At 36.6% G+C, this 21583-nt stretch carries 22 protein-coding genes; 21 read left to right on the forward strand and 1 reads right to left on the reverse strand.

Going from position 1 to position 21583, the window contains the following annotated elements; translation table 11 throughout:
* Positions 1-206 precede the first annotated feature (206 nt).
* The 19 genes from IPM14_00375 (at position 207) to IPM14_00465 (ending at position 18676) form a co-directional block, all read left to right on the forward strand.
* Positions 207-1226, forward strand: a complete 1020-nt coding sequence (locus IPM14_00375) for a hypothetical protein (protein MBK9096577.1) — start codon at positions 207-209, stop codon at positions 1224-1226.
* A gap of 17 nt (positions 1227-1243) precedes the next feature.
* A complete protein-coding gene (locus IPM14_00380) occupies positions 1244-1495 on the forward strand; it encodes a hypothetical protein (GenBank protein MBK9096578.1) in 252 nt (83 codons plus the stop codon).
* A 2-nt stretch (positions 1496-1497) separates the two neighbouring features.
* On the forward strand, positions 1498-1785 hold the full coding sequence (locus IPM14_00385) for a hypothetical protein (protein MBK9096579.1): 288 nt from the start codon (positions 1498-1500) through the stop codon (positions 1783-1785).
* A gap of 8 nt (positions 1786-1793) precedes the next feature.
* Positions 1794-2246, forward strand: coding sequence for an isocitrate lyase/phosphoenolpyruvate mutase family protein (locus IPM14_00390; protein MBK9096580.1), 453 nt, complete (start codon positions 1794-1796; stop codon positions 2244-2246).
* On the forward strand, positions 2234-2641 hold the full coding sequence (locus IPM14_00395) for an isocitrate lyase/phosphoenolpyruvate mutase family protein (protein ID MBK9096581.1): 408 nt from the start codon (positions 2234-2236) through the stop codon (positions 2639-2641). The genes IPM14_00390 and IPM14_00395 overlap by 13 nt, the downstream gene beginning before the upstream one ends.
* 33 nt (positions 2642-2674) lie before the next feature.
* A complete protein-coding gene (locus tag IPM14_00400) occupies positions 2675-3874 on the forward strand; it encodes an MFS transporter (protein MBK9096582.1) in 1200 nt (399 codons plus the stop codon).
* 4172 nt (positions 3875-8046) lie between these two features.
* Positions 8047-9360 (forward strand): HAMP domain-containing histidine kinase, encoded by a 1314-nt coding sequence (locus IPM14_00405; protein ID MBK9096583.1) that lies wholly within the window; start codon positions 8047-8049, stop codon positions 9358-9360.
* Between the two features lie 26 nt (positions 9361-9386).
* Positions 9387-10556, forward strand: a complete 1170-nt coding sequence (locus tag IPM14_00410) for a SpoIIE family protein phosphatase (protein MBK9096584.1) — start codon at positions 9387-9389, stop codon at positions 10554-10556.
* Between the two features lie 4 nt (positions 10557-10560).
* The gene (locus IPM14_00415; GenBank protein MBK9096585.1) at positions 10561-11907 is read left to right on the forward strand and encodes an MFS transporter; all 1347 of its coding nucleotides are present in this window, start codon (positions 10561-10563) and stop codon (positions 11905-11907) included.
* Positions 11904-12254, forward strand: coding sequence for a GIY-YIG nuclease family protein (locus IPM14_00420; protein ID MBK9096586.1), 351 nt, complete (start codon positions 11904-11906; stop codon positions 12252-12254). The genes IPM14_00415 and IPM14_00420 overlap by 4 nt, the downstream gene beginning before the upstream one ends.
* Before the next feature lies 1 nt (position 12255).
* Positions 12256-12702 carry an SRPBCC family protein gene (locus IPM14_00425; GenBank protein MBK9096587.1) on the forward strand — a complete coding sequence of 149 codons (447 nt, stop codon included), beginning with the start codon at positions 12256-12258 and terminating at the stop codon, positions 12700-12702.
* Positions 12703-12834: 132 nt separating this feature from the next.
* Entirely contained in the window at positions 12835-13284 is a 450-nt protein-coding gene (locus tag IPM14_00430; GenBank protein MBK9096588.1) for an SRPBCC family protein, read from the forward strand.
* Positions 13285-13401: 117 nt separating this feature from the next.
* Positions 13402-13974 carry a GNAT family N-acetyltransferase gene (locus IPM14_00435; protein MBK9096589.1) on the forward strand — a complete coding sequence of 191 codons (573 nt, stop codon included), beginning with the start codon at positions 13402-13404 and terminating at the stop codon, positions 13972-13974.
* Between the two features lie 113 nt (positions 13975-14087).
* Complete coding sequence (locus tag IPM14_00440; GenBank protein ID MBK9096590.1) at positions 14088-14339, forward strand: GlsB/YeaQ/YmgE family stress response membrane protein; 252 nt, start codon at positions 14088-14090, stop codon at positions 14337-14339.
* A 113-nt stretch (positions 14340-14452) separates the two neighbouring features.
* Positions 14453-15103 (forward strand): class I SAM-dependent methyltransferase, encoded by a 651-nt coding sequence (locus IPM14_00445; protein ID MBK9096591.1) that lies wholly within the window; start codon positions 14453-14455, stop codon positions 15101-15103.
* A complete protein-coding gene (locus tag IPM14_00450; GenBank protein MBK9096592.1) occupies positions 15100-15747 on the forward strand; it encodes an HAD family hydrolase in 648 nt (215 codons plus the stop codon). Before IPM14_00445 ends, IPM14_00450 begins: the two co-directional genes overlap by 4 nt.
* 24 nt (positions 15748-15771) lie before the next feature.
* Entirely contained in the window at positions 15772-16224 is a 453-nt protein-coding gene (locus IPM14_00455; protein MBK9096593.1) for an HXXEE domain-containing protein, read from the forward strand.
* A gap of 80 nt (positions 16225-16304) precedes the next feature.
* A complete protein-coding gene (gene sulP, locus IPM14_00460; protein ID MBK9096594.1) occupies positions 16305-18008 on the forward strand; it encodes a sulfate permease in 1704 nt (567 codons plus the stop codon).
* 245 nt (positions 18009-18253) lie between these two features.
* Positions 18254-18676, forward strand: coding sequence for a hypothetical protein (locus IPM14_00465; GenBank protein MBK9096595.1), 423 nt, complete (start codon positions 18254-18256; stop codon positions 18674-18676).
* Between the two features lie 107 nt (positions 18677-18783).
* Here IPM14_00465 and IPM14_00470 read toward each other — a convergent pair whose 3' ends face one another.
* Positions 18784-19776: a T9SS type A sorting domain-containing protein gene (locus tag IPM14_00470; GenBank protein MBK9096596.1), complete on the reverse strand. Its 993-nt coding sequence runs from the start codon at positions 19774-19776 to the stop codon at positions 18784-18786.
* Positions 19777-19831: 55 nt separating this feature from the next.
* On the opposite strand from IPM14_00470, the gene IPM14_00475 reads away from it, so the two are divergent.
* Both IPM14_00475 and IPM14_00480 read left to right on the forward strand, forming a co-directional pair.
* Entirely contained in the window at positions 19832-19978 is a 147-nt protein-coding gene (locus tag IPM14_00475; protein MBK9096597.1) for a hypothetical protein, read from the forward strand.
* Positions 19979-20344: 366 nt separating this feature from the next.
* Positions 20345-21574: an NAD(P)-binding domain-containing protein gene (locus IPM14_00480; GenBank protein MBK9096598.1), complete on the forward strand. Its 1230-nt coding sequence runs from the start codon at positions 20345-20347 to the stop codon at positions 21572-21574.
* Positions 21575-21583: the final 9 nt, after the last annotated feature.

The raw sequence follows: 21583 nt of genomic DNA on the forward strand, positions 1-21583 counted from the left end.
CATAAAATTTTATCCATTAAAAAAATCGATTAGTAGTTATTAAGTTATACCACAGAACACGCGATATTTCCGCTTATTTATAATATATGCCAGTATTTTTAATTCTTCCCTAATTTAGCTAAATATCAATTGTTTATTTCTGTACTGTCTTCTATAAATACTTTTTCAATGAAATGTTTGTTACCAGGAATTACAAATTATCCAACGTGTTAATCTATACAGTAATCGGAACTATAGCCGGAACTGTTATAGGTTTTCTGTTGCATTACATCGACAAGCTCGATATTCCGGGACCAACTCTCAGAGGACTTTTCATCGGATTTTTAGTTGGAACAACGATCGGAATTTGTGAAGAGTTTTTGTTCCTCGACAGATTTAGAAGAAAGTCGTATTTCTTTCTTCTTCTGTTCAGAACGATAGTTTATTCTGCTGTGATTGCTTTCCATGAACTTCTGATAAATTCGGCGAGTAATTTTTTAACACTTAACTTATCAATGAGTCAATCTATACACACCGCTATTTACAGAGAAAATTTTCCCCGCGATCTTTTAATTATTGGTATTATTTCTGTTATTTCTATTGCTGTTCTGCAGATAAGAAGGCTGCATAGACCGGGAGATTTAATAAAATATGTTACCGGCAGGTATCATTTACCGGAAGAAGTAAACAAAATTTTTCTCTTTATTGATCTGAAATCTTCAACTGCAATTGCTGAAAAGCTTGGTAACACAAAATACAGCTCTTTTCTTATAGATTATTTTCACGATATGACCGGTGCGATCCTGATGTCAAAAGCCGAAATATATCAATACATTGGTGATGAAATAATTTTAACGTGGTCTTATAAGCAGGGAGTTAAATACGCCCGATGCATTAACTGTTTTTTTGATATTCTGACTGCTATTGAATGGAATAAAGATCACTACTTAAAAAAGTACGGAGTTCATCCTGAGTTTAAAGCAGCTTTGCACGCCGGAAATGTTTCTGTGACATGGATAGGGACAATTAAAAAAGAAATTGTTTACCATGGTGATGTTTTGAATACGACTGCAAGAATTCAAGAGGAGTGCAATAAGTACAGTCAGAAGTTTTTAATCAGCGAATACATGCTTCAAAACGTTGAGATTCCGGAATATCTTCGATCTGAGTTTGTCGCGGAATTACAGTTGAAGGGAAAAGAGAAAAAAGTTAAAATATTTGGATTAAAAAGTATCGCTGAAGTTTAACCGGACATTATAATTAAATGATTAAGTGGATAGTGAGCCTGTTTGTATTTTTATTTTCATTGGCTGTAATCGGAGTTGCCGGATTTTTTTTCACAATATTTTTAATTGGTCCCCACTCAGATATACTACCCGATGATGTTCATATTCCCGTTGGACTTTTTCTTTTAACATTGATCATCGGAATCCCATTGTTGCTTTGGATGAAATCATTTAATTATTTAAAACGAAAAGAACAAAAAATTATTCAGAAAAAAGAATTCGGAAATTAAAAATGAAAATCATTGCATTGGAAAAGGAAATGAGTACAGCCAGACCAATCGATTTCAGGAGAAACGCAAAAGCTGAAGCGAAAGCTCTCTGGCAGCTTTATCAAAATGGAATTGTCCGTGAATTTTATTTCCGCAAAGAAAAGAAATCGGCAGTGCTGGTACTGGAAGCAAAAAATAAAGTGGAAGCTAAAAAAGTTTTAAGTAAGCTCCCGTATGTAGGTAAGAAACTCATCGAGTTCGAGTTAATTCCGCTCAGACCTTACCCAGGATTTCAAAGGTTGTTTAAATAAAATTATTTATGAACATCGAACTACAAAAACGGAAGGCTGAACTTTTTTTATCACTTCACAATAGTAACAAAATACTTTTGCTGCCGAATATATGGGATCCTATTGGTGCAAGAATTTTACAATCTAAAGGATTTCCCGCTGTTGCAACTGCAAGTGCAGCAATCTCTGCATCACTTGGTTACAAAGACGGAGAGAAAATAAAATTCACAACTCACCTGGAAATTATTAAGAGAATTGCTGATAGCGTTGATATTCCGGTTACGGCAGACATCGAATCGGGCTATGCTTCTGACATTTCGACTTTAAAAGAAAATATCAATCTATTGTTAAATACGGGTGCTGTTGGGATTAATCTTGAAGACAGTATTGGCAAGGAAGGAGTATTGAGAAATATAAATGAACAAGCTGATAGAATTTTGCAGCTAGAGAAACTGCAGATAGAAGGGGAATTCATCTTGTAATAAATGCAAGGACAGATTGTTTTCTCGGCAAACAGGAACAATCAAATTCAGAATTAATTGACGAAGCTATCAAGAGATCAAAAAGATATCTCAGTGCTGGGGCTGACTGTTTCTACCCCGTGGGAGTTCTGGATTTGGAAACCGTAAAAACACTTCGTAAAGAAATTAAACATCCTATTAATATTCTCGGATCAGCTCAATCTGTTCCCCTAAAAACACTACAGGAAATCGGAATAAACAGAGTAAGTTTTGGTCCGTTTATTTTCCGATCAATACTCAAGAAGTTCTCTGATATTGTTGACGATGTTTTCAATTTGGGAACTTACGATTCTTTTAGTCAGAATACCCTTTCATTTGATGACGTTCAAAAGTTTTTGAAACCAGAAAACGAATAACGAACTTCCCGCATAAACTTAATTTTTATTTTAATGATGAATGCTTCTTTCAGAAATCGTATCGCTGATTTCTTCGGGTTGAATAAAAACATAACCTCGATGATAATTATGGTTGTGCTGATTATGCTCGGAGAAAAAATGGGCGAACGTTTTCTTCCGCTCTACATACTTGCAATTGGCGGAACAAATCTCGCAGTAGGATTTCTCAATGCGATGGACAATCTTATTAGTGCACTTTATTCTTTCCCCGGCGGATTCTTGAGTGATAAAATCGGATATAAGAAAGCACTGATGCTGTTTACTTCAGTCGCAATGCTTGGTTATCTGATAGTAATTATTTTTCAATCGTGGGAAGCAGTATTTGCAGGATCTGTACTTTTCATTGCGTGGAGTGCAGTTTCTCTTCCGGCAATCATGAGCCTCATCTCAAAAGCTGTTCCTTCAAACAGAAGAACAATGGGAGTAACTGTCCATTCGCTTGTAAAAAGAATTCCGATGTCTCTTGGTCCATTACTTGGCGGTACTTTTATTTCAATTTATGGAACAACGACAGGTATAAGAATTTCTTTTATCACAGCATTTGTGCTTGGAATAGTTGCGCTCTTTGCAATTCATTTTTTAATGGAAGATAAAGATGTAAAACGAAGCACAAACAGCATTAAGGATCTGGCAGGATTGAAAAGCTTCAGTCCTCCATTGTGGAATTTATTGGTCTCTGATATTCTCATCAGGTTTGCAGAACAAATTCCATACGCATTTGTAGTTGTCTGGTGTGTAAATATTCTGGGCATCAGTGCTTTTCAGTTTGGTGTATTGACTGTTGTGGAAATGATAACAGCAATGCTTGTTTATATTCCTGTAGCTTACTATGCTGACAGATATTACAAAAAACCTTTTATACTAATAACTTTTGTTTTCTTTACAATCTTTCCGCTGGTAATTTATTTTTCCCAATCCTTTGCATTACTGATTGTTGCCTTTGTAATTCGCGGACTAAAAGAATTCGGTGAGCCGACGAGAAAAGCATTAATTATGGATTTGGCTCCCGAAGATGCAAAAGCTGAAACTTTCGGAACATACTACCTGATCCGGGATGTTATTGTTTCAGCTGCAGCCTTGAGCAGTGCTTTTCTCTGGAATGTTTCGCCTTTCACAAATTTTTTTACAGCATTTGTTTGTGGTCTTATCGGTACAATCTGGTTTGCTATCTGGGGTAAGGATATCAAACCTTAACACAAGAATTAGTTTGTGTTGTCAATCACCAATAGTTGCTGGTTTTTTGTTTTTGAGCTAACTTAAGTGTTAGAAGTACTTCCAACAATTAAAATTTCTTAATTGTGTTCCTGAACTAAACTATATTTAGTTAATTAATGAAGAAGAAAACTAAGCAGGCTAATAATAAAGCAATTCTTGCCAGACTGAAAAAAGAGCTCGAGGCAAAAAAACGTGAGCTGAAAATAGAAGCTTCGCTTGATAAAGTCCGTTCGTCTGCATTGGCAATGAAAGAGCCTGCTGATATGATAAAATTATGCAAGGTTATATCGAGTCAGCTGAGACTTTTTGGAGTGAATAATATCAGGAACATCCAGACTGTTATCCTCAATGAAAGCAAAAATACATATCTCAACTACCAGTATTTTACACAATACAATAAAAGTATAATTGAAGACGCTGAATACGTCAAGCATCCAAAAGCTCACGAGTTAGCCAAAACGATTAAAAAATCGGCGAATGCATTTTTCAATCAGAGTTTCCGCGGAAAGTCATTAGATATATTCCGAAAGTACAGAAAAGATGACGAACAATTCCCCGACCCATTATTAGATAAATCAGCTTCTGTCCATTTCTATTTCTACTCTATTGGGCTGGGAGCCTTAGGCGTTTCAACTTACAACACTCCACTACGCAAAGAAGATCTGGATTTGCTTCGTCGTTTCCGCAATGTGTTTGAACTGGCTTATAGAAGATTTATAGATATAGAAAATGCAATAGCTCAGGCAAAAGAAGCGAAGATAGAAGCTGCTCTGGAAAGAGTCCGCTCCAGATCTTTAGCCATGCAAAAAAGTAACGAGCTCCAGGATGTGGTCCACACAGTTTTTGAACAGCTTAAAGAATTGAATGTTGATTTTTATACTTCGATTATCATTCTATTTGAAGAAGGTTCAAAGAATGTTGTGTGGTGGCTTGAAAGTAAAGTTTATCAGAATTACCAGAAAATACTGGTCCCATATACAGATATTTCATATCTGCAGGATATATATAAATCAAGAGAATCCGGAATTGATTTTTTCTCAAAAACTTACTCCTTCAAAGAAAAAAATAAACTTTTTCGCCACCTCTTTTCTCGTACAGATTTGAAATTAGTCCCTAAACGACAACAGGAATTTTTATTAGGAACTGATTTTGCAACAATGTCTGTATCGCTTTCTAAAAATACGGGCATTCATATTACCAGGTATTCCAAAAAATCATTTTCGGAACAGGAGAATGATATTTTTAAAAAATTTGCGAAGGTTTTTGATCAGGCTTATACCCGCTTCCTTGATTTACAAAAAGCCGAATCACAGGCAAGAGAGGTAGAAATAGAATTAGCTTTGGAAAGAGTTCGTGCTAAAACAATGGGAATGCATAATAGTGGTGATCTTCACGAAGTAATAAAAGTAGTAATGGAGCAATTACTCGGATTAGGATTAAAATTCAACGTTACCAATTTTGCTAAAATACATCCTGATGGTAGTTGGGATCTATGGGTTTTTACACCAGACCAACCCTACCCAGCGGAAATTCATGTCCCGTATCTTGATCACCCGATATTCAATCGTGTATTGGAGAATATCAGAACTGGAGCTGATTTCTCTGCTGATGTATATGATAAAAAAAAGAAAGATATTTTTTTTCGTCATTTCTTTAAAAATACAACTGCAAGAAATACTCCTGAAGAAAGAAAGAAGTATGTGTACAATACAAAAGGATTTGCACGGTCGCTCTTTTTAACTAAGAATCTTTGGTTTGCCGTTGTTATTTATGATACTACTCCTTTCACAGATGAAGAAAATGAAATACTTAAACGTTTTGCTAGTGTGTTTGAACAAACTTATACACGATTTCTCGATCTGCAGAGAGCTGAAGCGCAGGCAAGGGAGGCAATGATTGAAATGTGCCTGGAAAGGGTCCGCGCAAGAACAATGGCAATGCATAAAAGCGAAGAACTCTCAGAAACTTCATTCGTGCTTTTTAAACAGTTGGAAGAACTCGGTGAGGTGGCCGAACAAATGTCAATCGGAATTTTTAATGAGGAAGAAGGTGTGTTTGAATTATACGCTACAATTTACGGAAGTCAATGGAAGGAAACCGGAAGATTTCCTCTTACTAAGCATCCTGTCCATAAAAAAACATATGAGGCGTGGAAGAATCAGAAAAAGTCATTGATTATTGATCTGTCTGGAGAAGAACTTGCTGATTTTAACAAATTTAAAATGGAAAACAGCACCCAATACAAATCTGAAGACGAGCTTCCAAAACATCGCTGGGTAATCCATTGCGCTTATTTTTCAAGAGGAGTAATTTTATTTTCCTCTTACAAACCTCGTCCAACCGAAACTATGCAGCTACTTGAACGTTTTGCAGGAGTATTTGATCTCACTTACACCAGATTCCTCGATCTTCAAAAAGCAGAAGCGCAGGCTAGAGAAGCACAGATTGAAGCAGCATTAGAAAGAGTAAGAAGCAGAACAATGGCTATGCAAAAAAGTGATGAGCTAAAAGAGGTCATTCAGATTGTATATGAACAATTCGTTCAACTGAATATTCATACTGAACATACGGGATTTATTATGGATTACAAGACTAGGGATGATTATTATGGCTGGATAGCTGATAAGTTTGGAACCCCTGCACAGGTAACGATTCCTTATTTTGATTGCATCTATTATAATCGTTTTAATGAAGCAAAGCAAAATGGAATAGATTTTTTTACCACCACACTTACCCTTGAAGAAAAAAACAGATTTTACGAGGATCTTTTTAAAAATATTCCCGGTTTTCCGGAGGAATCAAAAAAAATTATTTTCAGTCACCCCGGTTTTTCTATCTCCACAGTTTTGTTGGAGAATGTTGCCCTGTACATTGAAAACTTTACCGGTGTTCAATATTCAGATGAAGAGAATAAAATCTTAATGCGTTTTGGCAAAGTATTCCAGCAAACATATACCCGTTTTCTTGATCTCCAAAAGGCAGAAGCTCAGGCACGAGAGGCGCAAATTGAAGCAGCTCTTGAAAGAGTAAGAGCAAAAGCAATGGCAATGCACTCAAGCGATGATCTTTCCGATACGATGGGCGTGCTTTTTACTGAATTACCAAAACTCGGTATAAGTTCATTACGCTGTGGAGTTGTTCTTCTATCAAAGAATAATAGTAAGGGAGTATTTTATGCTGCCGCCACAACTTCTGAAAGTGATTCCTTCACGATGATCGGTTCAGGTGATATGCTAACAGATCATCCGGTATTTAGGAACCAGTATGAATGCTGGCTGAAAAATGAAAATTATTTTACCACACTAAGAGATGAAGAATTACAATCTTACTACAATGCTCTTTTTGCACGTCTATCAATTCCATATACTCCGCGTGAACACAAAGAGCAAACGGAATACGGTTACTATTTTCCATTCTCTGAAGGAATGTTTTACGCCTGGGATGAAAAACCATATTTGCAAGATGAAATTAATATTCTGAATCGCTTTAAAGCTATAATTGATCTTACTTTCAGAAGATACCTCGACCTTCAAAAAGCAGAAGCACAAGCAAAAGAAGCAAAGATAGAAGCCTCATTGGAAAGGGTCCGTGCAAGAGCTATGTCAATGCACTCACCTGAAGATTTATCTGAGACAGTCAGCTTAATTTTTAAAGAATTAAAATCATTAAATGTTTTACCATGGAGATGTGGCGTCGGAAGAATTGATGAAGAAACAAGAACAACATATCTCACAACAACTTCCATAACAAAGGACGGAGAGATAAAAGAAGTTTCGGGCAAACTGAAACAGACCGGTCATCCTGTCCTCGATGGAATATTTGAACATTGGAAAATGCAAAAAGAATATTTTCCGGTTCTTCGCGGAGATGAAATCAATAAATATTATTCAGTTATAAAACCTCAGATTGCTTATCCTGATTATCCTCTTGATGCAGTGCAATACGGACACAACATTCCATTCAAAGAAGGATTTATTTTTGCATGGACAGAGAATAAGCTGTCTGAAGATGAGCTGCAAATATTCAGACGGTTTAGCTCTGTGCTTAGTCTTACCTACAGACGATACATGGATTTAAAGGAAGCCGAACTCCGCGCACAGCAATCAATAAAACAGGCTTCACTTGATCGTGTACGTGCAGAAATTGCATCGATGAGAACTTCTGAAGATCTAAACAGAATTACACCGGTTATTTGGCGTGAACTTAAAATGCTTGGCGTTCCATTTTTCCGATGCGGGATTTATATCATTGATGAAAAAACTGAATCGGTGCATGTATATCTTACAACTCCGGATGGCAAGTCACTTGGCGTTTTAAATATGTCATTCGACTCGAATGAAATTACAAGCAACACTGTAAATCATTGGCGAAATAAACTTGTATACAAAGAACACTGGAATAAACAGGAGTTTAATAACTGGACCAAATATCTTGTTGAGCAGAATCAAATACCAACCGCTGAATCATACCAGGGCTCATCAGAAGCTCCGGAATCTCTTGATCTACATTTTGTACCTTTTGCACAAGGGATGCTTTACGTTGGAGATGTTCAGCCGCTAACCGATGAAAAGCTCGAATTAGTGAAAACCTTAGCCGAGGCTTTTTCAATTGCCTATGCACGCTATGAAGATTTTAAAAATTTAGAAGAAGCAAAAAATAAAATTGAAACAACATTGAACGAACTGAAATCAGCACAAGCACAGCTCATTCATTCGGAAAAAATGGCGTCGCTTGGTGAACTCACCGCTGGAATTGCACACGAAATTAAAAATCCTTTAAACTTTGTGAATAATTTTTCTGAGGTCAGCAGGGAACTTCTCGATGAAATGAAAATTGAATTGCAGAATAATAAAATTGAAGATGTTATTGAGCTTGTTGAAAATTTAAAACAAAATCTGGAAAAGATTAATCATCACGGTAAACGAGCTGACTCTATAGTTAAGGGAATGCTTCTTCATTCAAGGGGAACTTCCGGAGAAAAGGTGCCAACTAATATCAACGACTTGCTCGATCAATATGTAACTTTGGCTTATCATGGCTTAAGGGCTCAGAACAAAGAATTCAACATCACGATTGAAAAAGAATATGACCAGTCTCTGGAAAAGATAAATGTTGTCCCACAGGATCTCAGCCGTGTGTTTTTAAATATTGTTAATAATGCCTGTTATGCGGCTAACGAGAAGAAAAATAGGAGTGAAAATAATTTTTCTCCTACATTAAAAGTGTCAACTAAAAACATTAACGGTAATGTTGAAATAAGAATCCGCGATAATGGCGATGGGATTCCGGAAGTGGTAAAAGAACAAATCTTCAAACCATTCTTCACTACAAAACCTACCGGCGAAGGGACCGGTCTTGGCCTTTCAATCAGCTATGATATCGTTACTAAAGTTCATGGGGGTGATATTAAAATAGAATCAGAAGAGGGCAAAGGTGCTGAATTTATTATCACGTTGCCAAAATAATTTCCTAACACAGTGAAAGTTATCAAATGCAATTAGCAAAAATATTAGTCGTTGATGATGAGCCTGACCTGCAGGAACTTATCCGGCAAAAATTCAGGACCAAAATAAAAGCGAACGAATACGAATTTCATTTCGCTGGAAACGGTGCTGAGGCGTTAGAAAAAATTTCAAATGACGGAACGATTGATCTGATTCTGACAGATATTAACATGCCGGTTATGGATGGACTGACTCTACTTTCAAAAATAAATGATCTAAACAACAAACTTCTGAAATCAATAATTGTTTCTGCTTATGGCGATATGGAGAATATCCGAACGGCAATGAACAGAGGCGCTTACGATTTTATTACTAAGCCAATTGATTTAAAGGATCTCGAAATAACAATCGAAAAATCATTAAGAGAAATTGATTTGTATAAACAGGCAATGGTTAGTCATAATAAACTTGTTGCGCTTCAGCAGGAGCTTGATATAGCTACAGTAATTCAGACATCAATTCTTCCTAAAACATTTCCTCCTTTTCCTGATAGAAAAGAGTTTGACATCTTCGCTAAAATGATTCCTGCAAAAGAAGTCGGTGGCGATCTATATGATTTTTTTATGATTGACAAATACAGGCTTGGTGTGGTTATCGGAGATGTTTCAGGAAAAGGAATTGCCGCCGCTTTGCTGATGGCAGTTTGTAAAACTTTACTCAAAGCAACTGCATACAAGGGAATGCCTGCAGATAGTATATTATCAGAAATAAATAATATCCTCGTAGATGAAAGTCCATCAAATATGTTTGTAACTGTTTTTTACGGAGTACTTGATACAAGAAGCGGTGCATTTGAATATTCGAATGGTGGGCACAATTCGCCCTACCTGCTTTCAAAGGATGGCTCTGTAAAACAGATTCCTGAAATTGGCGGGCTTTTAATTGGGGCTATGAAAGATGTTGAATACCAGTCTACTGTTATAATGCTGCAGCCTGGAGAAAGTTTGCTCTTTTATACAGATGGAGTTACTGAGGCATTTAATAAAGTCAACGAAGAATACAAAGAAACACGACTTGAAAAGGTTCTTGAGGGAAAGCAGTCGTTGAATATGAATGAACTTATAATGCAAATCTTTGACGATGTTCAATCTTTCACAAATGGTGTTGAGCAATCGGATGATATCACCTGCCTGGCTTTAAAGTATCTGGCAAAATAATCAAATGCTTTTCATAAAGACTAACAGTAAAAAAGTAAAAACTTTTCCCGCATTATCTGAAAATACTTTTTTAAGATATTTTACCTTTTCAGTTTTATACATAGCCCAGGGAATTCCTGAGGGGTTGCTTTGGTATGCTTTACCGGCTTGGTTAGCAATGAATGGGAAAAGTCCTGCAGAAATAGGATCATACGTAGCGGTGCTTGGAATTCCATGGAGTCTAAAAATAATAAACGCCCCTGTGATGGATCGGTTTACATATTTGTCAATGGGAAGACGAAGACCCTGGGTTTTAATAGGACAACTCGGATTGATTCTGAGTTTCTTTTCTATGTCATTAATTATTAATCCATTAGATAATTTATATCTGTTAATGATAACCGGATTTCTTGTTGGTTTTTTCGAGGTAACACAAGATATCGCCGTGGATGGAATGGCAATAGATATTTTACCGGTAGATCAGCAGGCAAGAGCAAATGGATTAATGTGGGGTTCGAAGACACTCGGAATATCCGGCGCAGTTGCAGTCGGAAGTTGGATAATGAGTGAACACGGTTATTTCTATGCAATCATTTCATTTTCTTTCATTGTTTCATTAATAATTATTGTTCCATTATTGCTTAGAGAAAGACCGGGAGAAAAACTGTTGCCCTGGACAAATGGTGAGGCTTCAACATTTGCAGAACAAATTCAACTACACAGCTGGAAACAATTATTCAAAAGCCTGGTTAAAGTATTTTTTCTTCCAGTCAGTTTTATGATGGGTGTTGCAGCTTTTAGTTTCAGTACAGGAAAAGGATTGATTGATACGCTTCTTCCCGTCTTTACGGTTCAAAAACTCGGCTGGGCAGATACACAATACTCTCAATTTTTTGCCACTGCAAATTTAATCTCGGGAATTCTCGGAATGTTTGTGGGTGGATTCCTGATAGATTATTTCGGCAAAGTCAAAATGCTTTCATTCTATCTCGTATTATTAATAATTATAGTTTCCCTGCTCTCTTTTCTACAAACTTTCTGGCAAAACGAAATTTTTATGATGGGATTTATAACCAGCTTTTACATTTTGGTAACATTCAGCACTATTGCAATTTTTGCTTCAGCGATGCAGCTCTGCTGGAAACGAGTTGCTGCTACTCAATTCACACTCTATATGGCGATCTCAAATCTGGGGTTAGCTGCAGGTGCTGCAGTTATGGGACAGTTGAAAGGATTTTTTGAATGGGAATATGTTATGCTTGCTTATATTTTATTCGCCGGAATAATGTTAGTATTAATGAGATTTATTAATTTTGATAAACACCAAGCCAGAGTGGAGGAGTTGGAGGATCAGTATGAGGACAGGAAATGATCAACAAAAAAGAACTAATTAAAGAATATAAAAATCAGAAACATCCCGCCGGAATATTTGCCGTTAAGAACAAACCGGAAAATAAAATGTTTATTGGAACTTCGTTAAACCTCCCGGCTAAACTTCGTGGAATAACTTTTGAGCTTGAACTGGGAAGTCATGCATACAGCGATCTCGCAGACGATTACAAGAGACTCGGCAAAGATCAGTTTGATATTTCAATACTCGATCAGATTGAGGTGAAAGATGAAACTGAAAAAGAACTAAGATCAGAACTTGAAACGCTCGAAGAAATGTGGGTCGAAAAATTAAAAAGTGAAGGAGTTTCTTTCTATAATAAAAAGTAAAATGAGCAATTATAAATTTTCAGTTTCAAAATTAATTAACGCATCACCTAAGATTGTACACTCAATCATTGCAGACTACAGAGAAGCACATCCGAAGATACTACCAAGACCACCTTTCGTTTCGCTTGTGGTTGAGCAGGGAGGTTTTGGTGCAGGAACAGTTGCCAAAGTTCAAATGAAAGTGATGGGCAAGATCCAATCTTTTCGCACTGTAGTTTCTGAACCTGATCCGGGAAGAGTTCTCGTTGAAACAAATGACACAGGTTACATAACAACATTTACAATTGAGCCCCGCGATGATGGAAAAAATTCTTTTGTTGCTTTCACGACAGAAATATCCAATAAATCCGGATTGCTGAAGAAAATAGAATTCCGTCTATCGAAACTATTGCTATTCCCGGTTTACAAAAAAGAATTGGAAAATTTGGAAAGACTTGCTAATTGTTAGTTGAGTATTTAACAAATAAAAGTTAAGTTACATATGAATTGTTTCTTTGCTCTCTCCTAAAGCATTCTAACCTCTAACAAGAGACAATGGTAATCAACATTAATTCCACTTCAAATAAACTGGCAGTAGATAATGAAAATGACGAAAGTCGAAGCGAGCATAAATATCAACAGACCGGTAAGTGAAGTTTTTGCTTATGCTTCAGATTGGAAGCACTGGGATAAATGGCGTGAAGGTGCCTCGGACCTAAAACCAATAACAAATATTGAAAGAGGAAATAATGCACGCTATGCTTATCAGACTACCATCGGCTTTTTGAAATTTAATCTTGAAACAGAGGTTCATTATTTTAGAGAAAATGTGGGCTGGCAGGGAATAGTACTCAAAGGTTTTCCGCATAAGATGAATTGGTTTTTTGAAAGTAAGGCGGATAAAACACAAGTTAAGTATGTCATTGAATACAGTCCGCCCTTTTTTATACTCGGACCATTACTGGACTATTTTATATTGAAGCCAAACTTGCAGCGTATGCTTGAAAAGAGTCTAGAAAACCTTAAAGCTCAATTGGAAAATCACCCATAAAGAAAATTTTATCTGTGTCAATGAGTTTGGTTCAAATACAATTTAATTATTCCGATGGTTGATTTACGAAGTTATAATACTGATCGAGCAGTATCAAATAAAATTTCATCTTGAATGATGACAGAAATAAACAAGGATATATTTAAATCTTTTCCCGAGCTTGATTCGGAGCGATTGCTTTTCCGAAAAATAACTTTTATTGATGCAAAAGAAATATTTGCCATCCGATCAAATGATGATGTTATGAAATTTATGGACGTGCCCAGACATTATTCTGTTAACGATTCGGAAAAATTGATTCGGGCCATCGAGGATTCTTATAAAAATGAAACGGGCATAAACTGGGCAATTATTGAGAAGAAGTTGAATGCATTTATCGGTTATATAGGATTTATACGAATGACTCCGGAACATTGCAGGGCAGAAATAGGCTATGCGCTCAAACCGGAATATTGGGGCAAAGGATTTATGTTCGAAACTATTAACAGGATTGTGAGATTCGGATTCGAAGAAATGAATCTCCACAGCATCGAAGCGAATGTAAATCCATTAAATGAAAGATCACAGAAAGTTCTTGAAAGAGTCGGCTTCAGGAAGGAAGCACATTTCAGAGAAAATTATTTATTCAATGGTGAGTTTCTTGATAGCATAATTTTTTCTCTCCTCGAAAAAGATCTAAAAGGCGAATAGAGAGGAAAATAAACTTTTACCGGGGCAAACAGTTGATTCTTTTGATAATATGAGTTAAGTTAAATTTAAATGTTTCACTGACAAATTCTAACTCATCATAAGCGGAGGTTAAAATGACTATAGTCTGGACAATTCTCATAGGTCTGGTTGCGGGAGCGGTTGCAAAATTTATTATGCCCGGCAAAGATCCCGGGGGAATAATTATAACTATACTGCTTGGTATTGCAGGTTCAGTTGTATTTACTTACCTGGGAAAATTTCTTGGATTGTATCAGGAAGGCGAAACTGCCGGGTTTATCGGTGCTGTTATTGGAGCAATTATTCTTCTTGCAATCTATAGAATGTTCAAGAAAAAGTCAGCCTGATAATTCTGCTTATCATCTTGAATAAGTGGTTGACTTAACTTCAGTCAGCCACAATAGATTTGATTGCAAAAATATTTTTCTGTCACATTAAGTAATTCCTTCAATTTATCTAAATGGTTGATTCTCTTCAATCAATAAATTTTCTTACCCGCCAGGCATACAATCTCGCCGCTCAAAAATACCACGACCTTTTCCACAATGAGATGAACGAAAAAGAATACGATCGGGAACTTCTTGATTCTTTCGCTGAAAGATTCAATAAAGATTCTCTTATCTGCGATGCCGGTTGTGGTCCTTCCGGACATATCGGAAGATATTTATTTGAAAAAGGAATAAATGTTGTTGGTGTTGATATTTCTGAAAAGTGTGTTGAGCTTGCAAAACTTCACAATCCGGAAATGAGTTTTAAATGTGCGGATATTGGTAATATGCCTTTCGAGGACTACGCATTTGATGGTATCATATCTTATTACTCGATTATAAACACTCCCAAAATTTACGTTGGCAAACTCATTACTGAATTTCGCAGAGTATTGAAACCGAATGGTTATTTGCTGGTTGCAGTCAAAGCAGGAACATTCGAAGGATATATTGAAGACCTTCTTGAAATAAAAACCAAATCATATTTCACTTTGTTCACAGTTGAAGAAATTGTTGACTACTTCAGTAAAGCAGGATTTCTTCTGGAATTTTTTGATAAAAGAAATCCGTATGATTTTGAAATTTCAAACGAAAGAATTTTTGCGATTGGTAGGAAGATATGATCACTACACCTCTGATTAATATCAAAGCTATCCTGTTCGATCTTGACGGTACTCTGCTTGATTCTTTCCCGGTTCACTATGAAGTTTATGAAGTTATGTTCGAACGATTAGGTATTCAAATTAACAAAGAAAAATTTTTAAGTACATATTCTCCTGACTGGTATAAAACTTATGAAGCAATGGAGCTTCCAAGAGAAAAATGGGAGCTCGCAAATTCTTACTGGCTGGAAGAAGCTGAAAAGCATTCTCCCTCGCTTTTTACGGATGTGCATAATGTCTTAGAAATACTTTCAAAAAAATTTGCGGTCGGACTTGTAACCTCCGGTTCGAGAACACGTGTTATGAATGATCTTCAGAGAACGGGAATTAAACATCTGTTTAAAACAATCGTTACCGGGGATGACATTAAAAATCCTAAACCTTCTCCTGAAGGTTTAAACCTGGCATTAAACAATTTAAAGTTGAAAGCAAACGAAGCAATGTATATTGGCGATACAAGTATTGACCATGAAATGGCAAAAGCCGGCAGAGTTTTCTTCATTGGTGTGAACAGTGAATTTAGAAGTCTTAATACAAACCACCCGGAGTATAGCATTCATTCCATAACAGAACTGCCTGAATTGCTGGGTATTGAGCATTCATAAGTATCTCATTTACTGGTTGATTTAATGATCAATAAAGAACAAAAATATATTGCCTGGTTTATTCCGGCAGCTTATCTCTTTCATCTAGCTGATGAATACTTCGCCGGGTTTTATCGATGGTTTTCAGTAATATTTAATGTCAATCTTTCCCTGAATGATTTTATTATCATAAACTCAATCGGATTTACAGCTGCGGTGGCTGTGGCTACTCTATACTCGCTAAATAAATTAAATCACTTTGTAATTGCCGTGCTCAGCATTTTATTCTTTGTTAATGGTGTTGTTCATATAGCCGCATCAATTTTTACTGCTAGCTACTCACCGGGAACGATCTCAGCTTGCTTATTTTATCTGCCGCTTGGCTACCTGGTTTATAAAAAGATCTTCCCTCTCATGCCCTATCAGCAAAGAAGTATAAGTATTGCTGTGGGAATAATTATACAGATTGTTGTTGCCATCATCGCGCTCAACATTTAACTATACATTTTTCTGCATTCATAAAAAAAGTGTAAGATTGCTGGTCGTTTTTAGATAAACTATAAGAAATCATTTTACGAATGCTGACACCAAAACTTTTTACTACACTTAGAGACTACTCAAAAAAACAATTTACGTCTGATCTTACAGCCGGAGTGATAGTGGGAATTGTTGCACTGCCTCTTGCAATTGCTTTTGCAATTGCTTCCGGAGTTACACCCGATAAAGGATTAATCACTGCAGTTGTTGCCGGATTTATAATTTCTTTTCTTGGCGGAAGCCGGGTTCAGATCGGCGGACCAACTGGTGCTTTTATAATTATTGTTTACGGAATAATCCAGCAGTACGGAACTAACGGTTTGATCATTGCAACGATAATGGCAGGAGTGATTCTTGTCATAATGGGATTTGCAAGATTCGGATCGATTATAAAATTTATTCCTCATCCGGTGATAGTCGGATTTACAAGCGGTATTGCTCTGATAATTTTCTCTACTCAGATAAAAGATTTCTTCGGACTGACTATTGAAAAAATGCCCTCGGAATTTCTTGAGAAGTGGATTGTTTATTCTCAGAACTTTGTTTCAATGAACTACTGGGCATTTATCATCGGTGCAATTTCATTGGTTACGATTTTAATTTTTCCAAGAATTACTCACAGGATACCCGGAACAATAATAGCAATTATTATTTCAACACTGCTGGTTCAGCTTTTTCATCTGCCGGTGGATACGATTGGAAGCAGGTTTGGAGAAATTCCTTCTTCGCTTCCAACTCCAACTTTTCCTGAAATTGATTTTGAAACTATCAGGAACCTGATAAGTCCGGCAACTACAATTGCACTTTTGGCTGCGATCGAATCTCTTCTTTCAGCAGTTGTTGCAGATGGTATGATCGGCGGAAGACATCGCTCAAATATGGAATTGATTGCACAGGGTGCTGCAAATATTGTAACACCTCTGTTCGGTGGAATTCCTGCAACCGGTGCAATTGCAAGAACAGCAACCAATATTAAAAACGGCGGAAGAACTCCTGTCGCAGGAATTGTTCACGCAATTGTTCTTCTTTTAATAATGCTTTTCTTCGGAAGATGGGCAGGACTTATTCCAATGCCAACACTTGCCGCAATTCTGATTGTCGTTGCTTACAATATGAGCGAATGGAGATCATTCGCAGAAATATTTAAATATCCCAAAAGCGATATTGCTGTACTGCTTACAACATTCGGACTCACGGTTATCTTCGATCTTACAATTGCAATACAGATAGGAATGATACTCGCGGTTCTTTTATTCATACGAAGAATGGCGATGGTAACAAACGTTGGAATTATTACAAGAGAGTTGAAAGATGAAGAAGAAGTGACCGACGTGAACTCAATCCAGAATAAAAAAGTTCCGGACGGTGTTGAGGTTTTTGAAATAACCGGACCTTTCTTCTTCGGTGCGGTTTCAAAGTTCCGGGATACGGTGAGGATTGTCGAAAACCCTCCGAAGATAATTATTATAAGAATGCGCGATGTTCCGGCAATAGACTCAACAGGAATACATGCTCTCGAACAATTATTGAAAGAAACAAAACGACATGATACTAAACTTATTTTATCGGGAGTGCACACTCAGCCGCTGATGGCACTTGCACAAGCTGAGTTTATTGAAAAGATCGGCGAAGCAAACATTCATGGAAACATTGACGATGCACTCGACCGCGCAAGAGAAATACTCGGATTGCCCAAGCTTGGTCGTCCCGCAGATTTTAAACCTACCGTTGCGAGGGAAAGGTAGATGGATTATTTAGTTTCAAGTAACTAGATAAAATTTCTATGAAACTTACATTTGCCAATCTTCAAACTAATATTTAGTTTTGACTACCTCTCCCATAACCCGGGCAGCAAAGTAATCCTTAAATCAAGAAAATGTAGATACATTAAAGTCTATCAATTGGATATTGACTCGTTAAAATCATTTAAAATAAATGTAGCAAATCAGGGGAATCAATTAATTCATCAATAATCAAAAAGGAGTGCTTTATGGGAAAGCTCGTGCTAATGGTGTCAGCATTACTAATCTTTATTTCGGTGTCAGAAAATATTTCTGCACAGGAGCAGGAAAATCCTGTACTGGTAGTAAGTTTTCAAAAAGTTAAAATGGCTGATATGGAAGCGGCTAATAAATTAACTAATGAAAAATTTGCCCCAATATTAAACAAGCTAGTAGATGAAAAGATGCTTAATAGTTGGGGACATTTTAACCACGCCTGGGGCGACGAGTGGAATTTTAATATTTGGTATGTCGTGAAAGATATGAATGCTTTCAACGCATTTTGGGATGAATATATGAAAAGGCTTGATGGTCTTGCTGACGAATGGGCTGAGTTGAGAGGATACATTCAAGAGCACAAGGATAACATTTATACAATTATGAATCAGTATCCTAATCCAGCTTCCAAATAATCAGATAACATTAATTCATATGTTAATTACATCACTGTGATTAAATATAGTAATCAGTAAGGGCGAGTTGATGGCTCGCCCTTGAATATTTAAGAATGAAAATTAACTTACTTAAGCAGGATCATTTTATTGGTCTCAACAAAATCACCCGCTCTTATTTCATATATGTATGTTCCGCTTGAAAGTTTGTCCGCCGTAAAATCAACATCATAATTTCCTGCGGGTTTATATTCATTAACAAGTGTCGCAACTGCTTGTCCAAGTAGATCATAAACTTTCAGCGTAACAATTTCTGCAAATGGTATTGAATATTTTATTTTTGTTGATGGATTAAACGGGTTGGGATAGTTTTGTTCAAGTGAATAATTTGCTGGTAAGCTGCCGGTTGTCTGTTCAACATCAGTAATATTTGAAACTACCCAGGTGGCCCCGCTAATCGTCCCCGGATTATTGTTAGCGGTTGCATCATTAGTTACAGTTCCCGATCCCTCATCAAACTTCCAGTATGCTACTAGCCCAGCTTCATTTCCGATTAATGTTTGTTCCATAGTGGATTGAATTTCGGATTCTGTCCGAGCAATATCCCAGATGCGGAACTCATCAACAATTCCTTCATATGGATATACGGCATCGTTCCTGTCTGGATTAAATCCTGAAAATAAATTACCGAAAGAATTACTAACACCATTGCCAACAAATTTTGATGTGTCAAATACACCATTAATATATATTTTTGCCTCGGAGCCATCGTATGTTAATGCAATATGAGTATACTGAAGCTCTGGAATTATTGGTGTTGAATAAAGTGCTATTCCACCAAATACATTAAATAAGTAAAATCCTACACTTCCATTTGAATAAGTTATTTGCTTGTCTTCTTGAAATGCAACCCATTTGTTAAAAAGAAATCCTGAGGCACCAGAATCTGGTTTTATCCATAATTCATATGTGGCTGTTGTGCCAACATCAAAAGTTGCTGCGTTGCCATAGTTGACATAATCATCAACACCGTCATAATGAAGTGCATAGCCTGATATTTGAGCATTTATCGATACACTTAACACAAATTGGAATAGCAGAATGCAGAAAATATATTTCATAGTAGCTTCCTTTAATTGTTAATGATGATTTTTTTGCCCTATTCATGCATAATGAATGGGCAGACTGCTACAAAATGCAAATCATATACGAAACTCTCCTTTAACTGTTGCATCTGCAAAGATGATGATGAGATTTTTACAGGGGATAGATAGATTAGCTAAATCTAAAACAGGCTCTCAGAGTACAGATGAAAAATTTTAGTTCAAAATCACTAATAACTTAATAAAATGCAACTATTACTTGAAAAAACTTTATGACCGAATGAAGTAAACTGCTGAGTTGCTCAAATTTCAGCATATTCCCGTTAAAATAAATTTCTTTTTAAAACTTTTCCCAGCATTGAATAGGCAAGGAGTGAAGTAGTTCGTTTTAGGTGATGGTTGAATAAAGTTCTGTTTGTCTTTATTAATAATATTATTAGTTTTTAACAACTGCGTTTCATCATTCCTCATATTACTGTAAAGCTTAGCGCAGGTTTATCTGCAAATTAAATCCCAACTAGATTTCTAAATTGCTGCTTACAAGCAGAACTGATAATTACATTAATTAACAGAAGGATTAATTATTATGATTGAACAAATCGAAACTGTAATAATCGGAGGTGGACCAGCGGGGCTTTCAACAAGCTACTATCTTAATCAACACAATAAAGAGCATATAATTTTAGAGAAGCATGATAAGATCGCGCATCCGTGGCGTAATGAAAGATGGGATTCGTTCACACTTGTAACACCAAACTGGGCTTTATACCGGATGCCCGGAAGTGAAAGAAATGGAGAACCTTCTGACGGATTTATGCAAAAAGATAAAATTGTAAAATTCTTAGAGGGATATGTCCGGAAGAACAATTTGCCAGTCTGGTATAATACTAATGTGATTTCGGTAGAACCCAATGGAAGATTGGGCTATATAATAAAAACCGGTGAAAAAACTATTAAGGCAAAAAATGTTGTGGTTGCAATCGGTTTCCAGCGTGTGCCGAGAATACCACAGATATCCAAAAGAATATCCGGCGATATTCATCAGATTCATAGCAGCGCATACCGTAATCCAACTTCATTACCGGATGGAGCAGTTCTCATTGCCGGCAGCGGACAATCAGGTACTCAACTGGCGGAAGAACTTTATCAATCCGGTAGAAAAGTTTTTTTGTGTGTTGGAAAAGCAGGAAGATTACCAAGGCGTTACAGAGGTAAGGATATAATTCAATGGCTGGATGAAATGGGTATCTTTGATTTAACTCCGGAACAATTGCCGCCTGGTGTTGAAAGGTTTCGTCCAATACCTCAGCTTACAGGAAAGAATGGCGGATATACAATCAACCTGCATAAATTTTCAAAAGACGGAATTACGTTGTTAGGTCACCTCAAAGGTGCTGAAAATAATAAAACATTTTTTGCGCCTGATTTACACCAAAGTCTCGCGATAGTAGATCAATTTGAAAGTGAAATTGTAAAAATGATCGATCAGTATATTCAGCAAATGAAATTAGATTTACCCGAAGAAAAATTGCCTGAGTTAAAAGATGGTTACAAGCAAGCTTTGATTGAAGAGCTGGATCTGGAATCGGAAAATATAAAAACTATTATCTGGGCAGGAGGATATGATTGGGATTATAGTTTTGTGAAGATACCTGTTTTTGACAGAGAAGGATTTCCAAATCAGACGAGAGGTGTAACTAACTCGCCGGGTCTTTGCTTCGTTGGTTTGCCGTGGATGCCGTCGGAGCGGACAGGGTTCCTTGTCGGTATAAGTGATGGGGCAAAAAATGTTGCGGATTATATAGCTCAATTATAATCGCTAGGT

This window comes from bacterium (genome assembly GCA_016716565.1).
Lineage (GTDB): Bacteria > Bacteroidota > Ignavibacteria > Ignavibacteriales > Ignavibacteriaceae > IGN2.